Source organism: Pararhizobium sp. P1_E7, assembly GCF_056405855.1.
Genome location: NZ_JBFUBH010000012.1, coordinates 92,567 through 103,141, shown reverse-complemented (window position 1 = coordinate 103,141; position 10,575 = coordinate 92,567). Strand labels below are relative to the sequence as shown.

The 10,575-nt window shown below is 57.5% G+C and carries 12 protein-coding genes and 1 tRNA gene; 9 read left to right on the top strand and 4 right to left on the bottom strand.

The window, feature by feature from the left end:
• Positions 1-66: 66 nt before the first annotated feature.
• Complete coding sequence (lexA, locus tag AC1D17_RS14905) at positions 67-777, top strand: transcriptional repressor LexA (protein ID WP_477566168.1); 711 nt, start codon at positions 67-69, stop codon at positions 775-777.
• Positions 778-948: 171 nt separating this feature from the next.
• Positions 949-1,022, top strand: a tRNA-Cys gene (locus AC1D17_RS14900).
• 154 nt (positions 1,023-1,176) lie between these two features.
• On the opposite strand, the gene AC1D17_RS14895 is transcribed toward AC1D17_RS14900, so the two are convergent.
• Positions 1,177-1,395, bottom strand: a complete 219-nt coding sequence (locus tag AC1D17_RS14895) for a hypothetical protein (RefSeq protein WP_477566167.1) — start codon at positions 1,393-1,395, stop codon at positions 1,177-1,179.
• Positions 1,396-1,759: 364 nt separating this feature from the next.
• On the bottom strand, positions 1,760-2,755 hold the full coding sequence (locus AC1D17_RS14890; RefSeq protein WP_477566166.1) for a hypothetical protein: 996 nt from the start codon (positions 2,753-2,755) through the stop codon (positions 1,760-1,762).
• A 73-nt stretch (positions 2,756-2,828) separates the two neighbouring features.
• On the opposite strand from AC1D17_RS14890, the gene AC1D17_RS14885 reads away from it, so the two are divergent.
• The 4 genes from AC1D17_RS14885 to AC1D17_RS14870 all read left to right on the top strand — a co-directional run bounded on the left by AC1D17_RS14885 (position 2,829) and on the right by AC1D17_RS14870 (position 6,659).
• Positions 2,829-3,113 (top strand): hypothetical protein, encoded by a 285-nt coding sequence (locus AC1D17_RS14885; RefSeq protein WP_477566165.1) that lies wholly within the window; start codon positions 2,829-2,831, stop codon positions 3,111-3,113.
• A gap of 448 nt (positions 3,114-3,561) precedes the next feature.
• On the top strand, positions 3,562-4,728 hold the full coding sequence (locus tag AC1D17_RS14880; protein ID WP_477566164.1) for a tyrosine-type recombinase/integrase: 1,167 nt from the start codon (positions 3,562-3,564) through the stop codon (positions 4,726-4,728).
• 316 nt (positions 4,729-5,044) lie between these two features.
• Entirely contained in the window at positions 5,045-5,254 is a 210-nt protein-coding gene (locus AC1D17_RS14875; protein WP_477566163.1) for a helix-turn-helix transcriptional regulator, read from the top strand.
• Between the two features lie 262 nt (positions 5,255-5,516).
• A complete protein-coding gene (locus tag AC1D17_RS14870; protein ID WP_477566162.1) occupies positions 5,517-6,659 on the top strand; it encodes a phage major capsid protein in 1,143 nt (380 codons plus the stop codon).
• A 21-nt stretch (positions 6,660-6,680) separates the two neighbouring features.
• On the opposite strand, the gene AC1D17_RS14865 is transcribed toward AC1D17_RS14870, so the two are convergent.
• Both AC1D17_RS14865 and AC1D17_RS14860 read right to left on the bottom strand, forming a co-directional pair.
• Positions 6,681-7,208: a thermonuclease family protein gene (locus AC1D17_RS14865; RefSeq protein WP_477566161.1), complete on the bottom strand. Its 528-nt coding sequence runs from the start codon at positions 7,206-7,208 to the stop codon at positions 6,681-6,683.
• 291 nt (positions 7,209-7,499) lie between these two features.
• Positions 7,500-8,399: a LysR family transcriptional regulator gene (locus AC1D17_RS14860; RefSeq protein WP_477566160.1), complete on the bottom strand. Its 900-nt coding sequence runs from the start codon at positions 8,397-8,399 to the stop codon at positions 7,500-7,502.
• A 140-nt stretch (positions 8,400-8,539) separates the two neighbouring features.
• Between AC1D17_RS14860 and AC1D17_RS14855 the strand changes: the two genes are divergently transcribed.
• From AC1D17_RS14855 to AC1D17_RS14845, 3 genes are all read left to right on the top strand, one after another.
• Complete coding sequence (locus tag AC1D17_RS14855) at positions 8,540-9,106, top strand: hypothetical protein (RefSeq protein ID WP_477566159.1); 567 nt, start codon at positions 8,540-8,542, stop codon at positions 9,104-9,106.
• Positions 9,103-9,354: an Atu4866 domain-containing protein gene (locus tag AC1D17_RS14850; protein ID WP_477566158.1), complete on the top strand. Its 252-nt coding sequence runs from the start codon at positions 9,103-9,105 to the stop codon at positions 9,352-9,354. The genes AC1D17_RS14855 and AC1D17_RS14850 overlap by 4 nt, the downstream gene beginning before the upstream one ends.
• Before the next feature lie 99 nt (positions 9,355-9,453).
• Positions 9,454-10,458, top strand: coding sequence for a helix-turn-helix domain-containing protein (locus tag AC1D17_RS14845; RefSeq protein ID WP_477566157.1), 1,005 nt, complete (start codon positions 9,454-9,456; stop codon positions 10,456-10,458).
• Positions 10,459-10,575 lie beyond the last annotated feature (117 nt).

Genomic DNA, 10,575 nt, shown 5'->3' with positions numbered 1-10,575 from the left:
GCGGAACACATATGGAACATATAGTGTTCGTTCTTGATTTGTTTCTCGATTCTGGAGTGATCGTTCATGCTGACCCGCAAGCAACAGGAACTGCTTCTGTTCATTCACGAAAGAATGAAAGAATCGGGCGTGCCGCCGTCGTTCGACGAGATGAAGGATGCGCTGGATCTCGCATCAAAATCCGGCATTCACCGGCTGATCACCGCGCTTGAGGAGCGGGGCTTCATCCGGCGTCTGCCCAATCGGGCAAGGGCGCTTGAGGTGATCAAGTTGCCGGAGGCCTATTCGATGAGCCTGCAGCCCAAGCGTGGCTTTTCACCGAGCGTCATCCAGGGCAGCCTCGGCGCGCAGCCGGCGCCAACCGCGCCCGTCAAGACCGCCGCACACCACGACAGCGTCTCCATACCCGTCATGGGCAGGATCGCCGCCGGCGTGCCGATCTCGGCGATCCAGAACAATACGCATGATATTTCCGTGCCCCTGGAGATGGTCGGGCCCGGCGAACATTATGCGCTCGAAGTTCGCGGTGATTCGATGATCGAGGCCGGTATTCTGGATGGCGACACGGTCATCATCCGCAACACCAACAGCGCCAGCCCTGGCGAAATCATCGTTGCGCTGGTCGACGACGAGGAGGCGACGCTGAAGCGGTTTCGCCGCAAGGGCGCGTCGATCGCACTGGAAGCCGCCAACCCAGCCTACGAAACGCGGATCTTCGGGCCGGACCGGGTCAAGATACAGGGAAAACTTGTGGGGCTGATCCGCCGCTATCATTGATCTGGTCGTGTCTCAATGATCGGTGGTTTTGCCGGTCCATCAAGGCTGTGGAGGAACAGTTCGAAACCGTAATTTCAAACCTAGCCAAGGATGTTTTTCAGAAATTGCCCCTTGCGATTTCTCTAGGATCATTCTAAACCGCCGCCACAGTTCGACTATTCGAACTCGTGAGGCCTCGTGGCGGAGTGGTGACGCAGAGGACTGCAAATCCTTGTACCCCGGTTCAATTCCGGGCGAGGCCTCCAATTTTTCCCACTGTGATAACGATGATAAATAGCTCAGCCAGAGCGCGGCCCGTACTGGTCGTGACCTGGGGCGGGGCGGCGGCGTAGCGTCGGCCGGACACAGCTCAGCTTAACCTCACAGCTCTCGGCAGCCGATCACGGACGAGTGCGTTTCTCAATGATAGTAGAAGCAGGCGCAATCCGCCTTGCTGTCGTCCGGTATGTTCCAGACGCGAACCGCGAGCTTTTTGGCAGCACCGGTCTCGTCCAGCCGAAGCCCCAGCAGCGAAACGGCCGCCAGCTTCGGATTGGCGGCATCGATCTCGATCGCCGATCCGACCTGATGGACGCCCTGCTTCGGGGTCCAGGTGAAAAACTGCACGCTGTAATGCATTGCATAATCCTCCACCGCACTTTGCTGAGCTCAACTGATGAGTAGAGGCTGCAACACACTGGCCACGGACGCTCCATCATGCAGCGCTGAATGTGTCCTCAATGCGGCAAGGCAAGCAGGATGCCATATTTCTGCGAAGCGGCGAAACATTCTACAGCGCCGCGCGTCACTCACTACATCGACCTGAAGCAGAAGACCCTGCAACCACCGGGCAACCCGCTCGGCACAAGGTTGTCACCGATGGTTCAAGGACAAACTGTTGCGTATGTCTCCGGGTCGGAGGGCGATCTTACTCCGGCGATTAACTCGATGGCGTGTGACTCTGAAGGTAATGTTATCGCACAGGAAGTCATTCAGCAGGAAATCATGGCCGGTGATCGCTATGGGCTGCGCTATGAAGAATGCTTTGCCGTAGAAGCGGCGTACCAGCGAAGGCGGTTTGAGAGGCTTGAGCAAAGGTTTGAAGACCTTGCTGCATAGCGCGCATAAAACTTGGGAATCTCCCTGGAGCTTGGCTCCTCTCAACTAAACGCCGCACATCATGGGCGTACATTTCGTACATTTGCGGCCGGAAATGCGACGGGGCATCTCCATGCAACTCGGCGGGGACGATTTTCGTGGGAAGAACGAGGCCTCCTCTTGTCCTCAGGCGAGAGGAGAAGCGTTTTTCCCACATTCTCCTTTGCTCCCTGTCGCCCTCTGGATATGTGTTCCAGGGAAACGCAGTAAACACTATAGCGGCATCTGGGAGCTTCCAGCGAAAATGCCTCAGAATCGTGTTGAAATTTGCCGCCGATTGATCCGGCGTCAGTTTCGGCGTGATGCGCAACCCATTACCTTTTGTCGCGGGCACCCTTGAGAAGAACTGCATGTCGCCGATCGACCGGAGTGCCGCTGATGCATCCATGAAATTATCGATCAGCAGCAGGTCGATGTCTTTCTTGTCCAGCGCATCGAGGAACGGAGTCCACCTCTTCAGCAAATGGCTTCCCATGGTGGTCCGGCATTGATTACGAAGGATCGAATCCTCCTCTGTGCCAGGCGTAACTCCAATCGCCTCCCGAACACCTTCATGGGATAGTTCGTCCACCCGCCCATCGACAAATCGCCCAATAAACTGATCGCTCCTGTTGTGGTAAACGCATGAGATTACATTGCCGCCGTATGCCGCTCGGTATTGGTCCGCTACTCGAAGTGAAAGGCATGAGCCGAAGGTTGCAATCCGCATTGTGAAACTCCCTTCGGCAACCTGCCGGCGAATGTGCACCTTCGTCAACCCCAAGATTTTTGCCTTACGGCTGGCTTCGGCGGCCCTTTTTTTTATTCCCACATCACAGGAAAACCCAATGGGCGAGATCATCTCGTTGGGCTCCCTGTAACCAAAACCACCACCACTCAGGGGACCATCATGGCGCCACCACAAGGATACCCAAATGACCATCACCACCACGTCATCGCGTGGGCGGGCTTTGGTGCCTGGGCACGAGGGCAATCCGCTGACATGCCATCTTGACCCGGTCAAAGTACCGACGATCGGCGTTGGCTTTACCACGAGGTCAGCAGCCGTCAGGCGCGAGCTCGCCAAACTGGGCGTCGCGAAGCTGGTGCCCGGAAAGATCAAGTTCACCGCGGCACAGTCGGACGCCATCTTCGCTGCGGTGCTCGCAAGCGAGTTTGAACCTGCCGCGAGCAGTTTTTCTTTCCCCCCGAACTCGTAGCGCATCCTCCAGAGTTTTCCGCAGGCGTTACAAACACATGCAAGCCCTCGCCATCGGTCAGGCGGTATGACTTGTCAGTCGCCTTCGCCCGCTTGACCTGCGCGTCTGTGAGCATGCTTCCCCCAAGATACCCGGATTTTGTTCCGCCTGTACCCGGTTCGGTACCCCATTTTGACCGGATATGCGCGGGGTTGAGTGGGACTAAGTGGGAAAAACAAAGACCACTCTCTTGCCTGATGATCAAGGCGTCTGCGGGCTCAATGGGATGATTTGGTATTGGAGGATGGCGGAAGAGGTGTCCGCTGTTCCGCCGTTTTTACGGTCCATATGGTCCAACGGCCTGTCGGATGCCATTGTAAACAAACGAGAATTACGAATGTTCCAAATGGACAATCCCTGACCGTTATGATAACCGTCGTAAAAATGAGGGTTCGGCGGAGGTTTTTTCATGGCTCGGAACAAGCTTAGCGAGACGAAAATCAAGACCATCTCCAAAACCGGAATCTACGGTGACGGCGACGGCCTTTACATAAGGGCGCAGAAGGGCGGCAGCAAGAACTGGGTATTCATCTGGCGCCGTGGCGATGAGCGTAACGAAGTCGGGCTTGGCGGATACGGCCAGGGCACTGCCCCGGTCAACTTAGCGCTGGCGCGCGAGAAGGCCGACGCGATTCGCCTTCAACTTGCTCGCGGTGAAGATCCTCGTGCCGATCGTCGACCACTGCAGGCGAAGACGTTCAAGGATTGCATGGACGGGCTGCTTGATACTCGCAAGGGCGATTGGCGGAATGCCAAGCACAAGGCCCAATGGGAAATGACCCTCAACGATTATGCGAAGCCGCTGCACGACATGCCGGTCGCGGATATCGTCATCGGTGATGTCAAAGACTGCCTCATGGTTCATTGGAGCGAGCGGCCTGAAACAGCCAACCGGCTCCGTTCGCGTATTCAGGCCGTCATCGACTACGGCATCGCCCACGAATGGCGCACGGCGGGCAACCCGGCCCGCTGGAAGGGTTTGCTTGAGAAGGTGATGCCGGCGCGCCAGAAGCTGAGCCGAGGCCATCACAAGGCCATGGCCTATAAGGATGCACCGGCGGCAATGATAAGGCTTCGGGAGGCGAAAGGCACTGCTGCCACGATGGTGGAATTCTTAATACTAAACGGAAATCGCACGGGTGAAGTCCGCGGCGCAGTCTGGTCCGAGTTCGACCTTGAAGCAAAGGTGTGGACGATTCCGAAGGAACGGATGAAGAAGTTTCGCGAACATCGTGTTCCATTGACGGATCGCGCCGTCGATATACTCCTAGCGATGAAAAACGAATCCACGGGCGAGATCGTTTTTGAAGGGGGCAAAGAGGGCGCCGCGATCAGTGACACGATGATGACTAAATCTCTGCGGGCTGCCTCGATCGATAAGTCTGTCACTCTTCACGGCATGCGCTCAACGTTCCGAGACTGGGCCGGCGACTGCACAACCCATGCTCGAGAGGTGATCGAAGGGGCGCTGGCCCATATTGAAGGCGACGCCACGGAGCAAGCATACCGTCGATCGGATGCTTTGGAAAAGCGCCGCGCGCTGATGAACGACTGGGCATCCTTTTGCGGCGCGTAGTTTTTACAAAGTTCGTCAAGCAATAAACTGCAACCGAAAGTAAATATTCATCCTAGATTATTCGGATGCTTTGGCCTATATAGGCTTTATCGACTTGTTTGGTGGCAGGTCTATACGCGGGGTGGTTCCCGCACAGGGTGTCTCGGCATCCAAGAGCCGCGGGGAAAACCCGCTTGAAGCGCCCAGAGAGGCGTGGCCCCATGAGGGGTCGATTGACCCTAACCCGACCATGGCGCGTCGGCTACCGAACCTTCTCAAATTTCAATCGATCAATCTGTCGCACGGATTCCGTCCGCGCGCATGACGAGGAGACACCATGAATCCGACCGCTGACAATGACAATTATACCCTAATTTCCCTCAAAGAGACCTGCTTCAGGACCAGCATGTCAAAGACGATGATTCATCGCCTTCGTTCAGAGGGGAAATTTCCGGCCGCAGTCGCGCTGGGGGAGAAGCGTATCGCTTTTTCTCGCGCTGAGGTCTTGGCATGGATAGGCCAGAAGCTAGCTGCCAGGGCGTCTTAATCGACAACAGCCGCCCTTGACGGAATCCACCCCAATACCATTAGTGTAGAAACAGCTGGCCTGAAATAGATGCCGTTACTATTTAGCTTCTGAGCCAGAAATCAGCATTAGTACATGTAACCCAGCCTGCGCATCGTAGCTCGTTGACGGGTTATCGCGTCGATATACTATTTAACTGCAGCCGTCCGCACCGCGGGCCGTCGAACAATTCTTTCATCATCAACTGCAACGTCCGGCCATCAGCCGGCGGAGGAGGACCCATTTGCCAAGATTAGAGGATGCGCGCCGCGCACTGAAAGACCACGAAGCCGAATTGAGGTCAAAACTGGAGGTGCCAGAGGGCGAGGACTGGCAGGCATACCTACCGGAAACAGGCGTTGGCGATCGGATGTTTGCGAAGTGGCAGAAGCACGTCGACGACCTGGAAGCCAAGCTCAATCGGCTTTCGCTGAAGGGTTCTTCGGATCCGACCGAGCGCAAGGCTGAGCTGAAGGCCAAGGTCGAATCGTGGGCGCGTGCCGTTGTTGGCGCAAACCTTGTCGGCGTTCCGAACCTCTCGGCTGACCAGCAGAAGGCACTCGCCGACGTCGCCGCAGAATACAAGGCGCTCGGCATCGCGAATGACACGACCGGCGGCTACCTTGCGCCGGCCGAGTACATTCGCGAGATCATCAAGGGCGTCACGGACGTCTCGCCGGTTCGCTCGCTTGCTCGTGTTCGTCAGACTGCCTCCAAGGCAATCATGATCCCGAAGCGCACCGGCCAGTTCGCTGCACAGTGGGTCGCTGACCAGGGCACGAAGACCGAGACCGACGGTCTGCGCTACGGCATGTGGGAAATTCCGACCCACGAGATGTACGCGCTGATCGACATCTCGAACCAGAACCTCGAAGATTCCGCATTCAACATGGAATCGGAGATCAGCTTCGAAGCCACTGAGCAGTTCGCTGTTGCTGAAGGTGCGGCCTTCGTCTCCGGCAATGCTGTCGGCAGGCCAGAGGGCATCCTGGTCGCTTCTGGCGTTGGCGGCAACAACTCTGGCTCGGCCACGACCATTGCTGACGCTGACGGGCAGGCAAACGGCCTGCTGACGATGAAGTACAGCCTGAAGTCGTCCTACGCCCGCAACGCGAACTGGATCATGAACCGCACCACGCTCGGTTCCGTCCGGAAGCTCAAGGACGCGCAGAAGGGCTACATCTGGACACCAGGCATTGCCCTCGGAGCTCCGAACACCATCGACGGCGACCCCTACGTCGAGGTTCCGGATAAAGACGCTTGTTCACAGTGTCGCGGCAACACCGCTTCCGACCAGAAAATTAAAAATAATATCAATAATTTACCGACGGAGATGCCCGAGTTCGCGGTTTTTCATGTCGCGTCCATGTTGCAATCCGCGCGGTAGGTTGTTTGCTTTAGATCAATGCTATGCGCACCATGGCATGCGTTGGCCGGTCCACGGTCGAGCGAGCCCCTCCTCAACGAGAATACTCCCTAGCGATCGGCCGCCGCGATAAACCGCCCTGAGCTTGCGCCCGTACTTGTCTTCATCTCTCAGGCCGGCTTTCAAACCGAAGGGGCCTTCGTTGAGCAGAGATTGAAGCCGGTATTTCGCCGTCTCGCCAAGAGTCCGTTCCTCCTGGCATCTGGGTTCGCTGATCTCTGGCGTGTCGATGTCCGATATCCGGTATTTCACGCCCTGAAGCCAGAACGTGTCGCCGTCTACCACGCAGGTGTTGCGAGCTGTAACGCCGCAGATCGAGAATGCGGCGCTGATCGTGTCGTTCGGCGCTACAGTGGCCCAACCATAGACGCCGCCAAGCACAACGGCAGCGAGCGGCACCATGAGCAACCACGGCCGGAACCTCTGCTGCAGCGCAGAGGGACTGCGGGCATTGCGCGCCATCTTCCGTTTCCTACGGTTGCGCGGATCGAAGTCGACGACGGTTCCCATTCATGCCCCCCTTCGTTCAGGATGTCGTGTATCTGGTAGAGAGTCGAGACCAAGCAGCGGCCCATAGCGCCTACCCAGCGTTCGGGACGACGGGCTCTGAGAGCTAATGTCAGCTCGGAAGTAGGCTGACGACCGCTTTTGGGACCGCTGGCCGACCTCACCTTTTTGGACGAGCGCTTCACCAATCGGCCCACCCGCACCCGGTTCCGGTCCACCGGACCGGAGAAGGACAGGGCGCGATAGATGTTCAACACGATGTACAAAATCCAGCCATCCTTAGCCACTGGGTGGCTAAAGATGTGTCACCCTGTTCGCGCGAACATGGTCAATGAGCGCACGCAGCTTGGGCGCCATATTGCGGCGATTGGGGAAATAGAGGAAGAACCCTGGAAACGGCGGCAGATAGTCGTCTAACGCCGTGACCAACTCGCCACGATCGATATATGGTCGAAAAGTCTCTTCCAACGCAAATGTAATACCGCCGCCAGCGAGCGCGGTGCGGACCATCAGATACAGATCGTTTGTGGTAATTTGCGGCTCGACGGCAACGTCGAAAGTTATGCCATCCTCCTCAAACTCCCATCGGTACGGCGCAGCACTTGGAGTCGGACGCCAACCGATACAGCGATGATTCACCAGTTCCCGAGGATGGCGGGGCGTTCCGTGGACCTCAAAATATCCCGGCGTCGCGACCACGACTTCTCTCTCTTCTCTGGTCAGTGGCACCGCGACCATATCCTGCTCGATCACCTCACCCAACCGGACCCCCCCATCGAAGCCGGCCGCTACGATGTCGAAGATGTCGTCCGTCACCGTGACGTCGATCGTGATACCGGGATGGGCTTCAGCGAAGGACGCGATCAGTGGGCCGGACAAAAATTGCTCCGCAATCGATGTGACCGCGATCCGCAGCAAGCCGCTGGGTCTCGCGTCACCCGCCACGTTCTCGAATGCGGATCTGACCTCGGCCATTGGCTGAGACAAGGTTTCATGGAAGCGGTTGCCCGCTTCGGTCAGCCGCACGCTGCGTGTCGTACGGCTGACGAGCGCAATGCCGCAAATATCCTCGAGCCGTCTGATTCCTTGGCTTACCGCGGACCGTGTAACGCCGAGGCGGTCAGCGGCCGCCCTGAAATTCCCCTCTTCGGCGACGGCCAAAAACACTGGCACCAGGTTTAGATCGATTGTCATTGTCGCGCCTTGCTAACCAATCACGTTAGCGAAAAGGGAATACAAGCGACAATCGAATTTGTCTACCTATTGCCCGTAGCCGACCAGTCAACCTGGCGGCTGGCAGCTAAGAACAACCGATCATCGAAGGAGAAATTCCCATGACACACAACAAGATCAGACTTGCAGCAGCTTTGGCTCTTGGGATCTGCGCCGGACCTGTCGCTGCACAGGACAGCGCGTGCCCTCGGGAAGGCGCCGATGCTCCTCTCGCACTCCATGCAGACTGGATCATGAAGGGTTGGGAACGCCATGAAGGCGATAGCAATTTCGTGTTCGCAGAAAAGCTGAACCGGTATTACGACCTGGAAAGCACCAAAGGAGTTTTCTACGACAATTTCGCGCCTGGCAGCACGCAGCTCTTTAACAACTCCGCCCGCTACGGCGCCAACTGGGAGGCGTTGCAAAACGCTGCCCGATCGGTTCGCCACGGCCTGACCGGAAGTCACGATGCTATCGTCGGCGACAAAGTCGCTTCGACGACCCTAGGCTTCGTTGGCCGCATTGATCGTCTTGACGGCAAGGTAATCGCCTTCGACGGTCGCTCGCAGCTGGGCTGGGAATGCACCGCCGGTAAATGGAAGATCCGCCATGAACTGAACTACGCCTGGGTCGTCGAGCCAGAGACCATTCAGTCTTTCCTGGGCAAGACGGAGCAGGCGCAATGACCACCCCGACGCTCTCGAACCCTTATATAGGCATGTGGGAGACTGCAGACGGTCGGATCCGGCACCAGTTGCTCCCGAATGGCCGCTACGACGAGGCGCGCGGCTCACGCGAAAGTGCCTATCAAGGACGATACGAGGTGTCCGGAAACCATATCGAGTATTGGGACGATACCGGCTTTACGGCCGACGGCGATTTTGTCGGTGGCGTCCTGCACCATGCCGGAATGGTCCTCTATCGCAAGCGGTAGTGGAGACATGATCAGGCCGGCATACCCACAGCCGGCCTGATCTATTTGAAGTTCTCTGCTACCTCAAGGTAGTTACCCCATTTTGAGAGAGGGACCGTATTGGCAAACATCGAACCATCCCATCAAAACGTTTTGCCCCCAATCCCGGCTGTTACAGGTAAGCCCATTTATCCAGCGGCCCTCGTGCCTGAACTGGAAGACGTTATTGCAAGGCCGGAGCGGACCTCCCCGCTCGGGCTTGAACAGTATATAGCCGGTCGCACGCTAGTCAGTGGCGACGGTCCGGCGTGGAACGACATGTTAGTGCAGGTCTATTCTCGTCTCAACAAGCAGGAGCCTTTTCTCGTTCCCGCTGTTGCCGAACCCCTGATCGTGTGGGTGGTGTCGGGAGAGGCCGTCGTCGAGGAGCGTGACTTCGACGGGGACTGGGGTGCAAACACAGTCACGGTCGGCGACTTCTATCTGACCCGCTCCCCCAAGCCCTACGAGATGCGTTGGCGCGCGATCGGAAACGCGCCCTTCCAAGTCATGCATCTTTATCTCTCCGTGCCGCTGTTCGAGCGTGTCACCTACGACGTGCTGGGCTGCGCCGCCCCACCAGCACTGCGCGACATCTCCGGGGGCAAGGACACGCAGCTGTCACACCTTCTTGCATTGATCCATCAGGAGCTCACGTCCGAAGGAAAGGGGAGCCAGTTGTTCATTCAGGGCCTTGCCCAGACCCTTGCCGTGCATCTGATCCGAAATTATGCCGCGAGTGAAGCCCCGGACGATCGCCAAAACGCGCTTCCCGGCTTTAAGCTTCGTCGCGCCGTCGCCTACCTCGAAGAAAATCTTGCCGAGCCGTTCAGTCTCGCGCAGCTTGCCGAAACGGTGGGCATGAGCGAATTTCACTTCAGTCGTCTGTTCAAAAAGGCGACCGGGCTCTCGCCTTCGCGCTACTTTATCCGTCAGCGCATAGCCCGGGCACAGCTTCTCCTGCAGGAGACGGGTACCAGCATCATCGAGATTGGCATGTCCGTCGGCTATTCCAGCCCCAGCCATTTCGCCCAGGTCTTCCGTCGCGAAACCGGCCTGCCGCCGAGCCACTATCGGCGAGGCTAGTTTTTGACCTGTCGCGATTTCGAGCAAGATCGCGACAGGTCGAGCAAGACCCCGTGAGAAGCGTTACGCCGAAAAGCTTAGCTTCCTCCTTGTCAAAACGAAACGCCCACCGCGGTG

What these genes read in the sequence shown, in the direction of transcription:
- AC1D17_RS14885 (WP_477566165.1), top strand. Translation starts at nt 2,829, where the DNA reads ATGACCATCACCACCACGTCATCGCGTGGGCGGGCTTTGGTGCCTGGG.
- AC1D17_RS14895 (WP_477566167.1), bottom strand. Translation starts at nt 1,395, where the DNA reads ATGCATTACAGCGTGCAGTTTTTCACCTGGACCCCGAAGCAGGGCGTC.
- AC1D17_RS14875 (WP_477566163.1), top strand. Translation starts at nt 5,045, where the DNA reads ATGAATCCGACCGCTGACAATGACAATTATACCCTAATTTCCCTCAAA.
- AC1D17_RS14890 (WP_477566166.1), bottom strand. Translation starts at nt 2,755, where the DNA reads ATGATCTCGCCCATTGGGTTTTCCTGTGATGTGGGAATAAAAAAAAGG.
- AC1D17_RS14850 (WP_477566158.1), top strand. Translation starts at nt 9,103, where the DNA reads ATGACCACCCCGACGCTCTCGAACCCTTATATAGGCATGTGGGAGACT.
- AC1D17_RS14855 (WP_477566159.1), top strand. Translation starts at nt 8,540, where the DNA reads ATGACACACAACAAGATCAGACTTGCAGCAGCTTTGGCTCTTGGGATC.
- AC1D17_RS14865 (WP_477566161.1), bottom strand. Translation starts at nt 7,208, where the DNA reads ATGGGAACCGTCGTCGACTTCGATCCGCGCAACCGTAGGAAACGGAAG.
- lexA (WP_477566168.1), top strand. Translation starts at nt 67, where the DNA reads ATGCTGACCCGCAAGCAACAGGAACTGCTTCTGTTCATTCACGAAAGA.
- AC1D17_RS14880 (WP_477566164.1), top strand. Translation starts at nt 3,562, where the DNA reads ATGGCTCGGAACAAGCTTAGCGAGACGAAAATCAAGACCATCTCCAAA.
- AC1D17_RS14860 (WP_477566160.1), bottom strand. Translation starts at nt 8,399, where the DNA reads ATGACAATCGATCTAAACCTGGTGCCAGTGTTTTTGGCCGTCGCCGAA.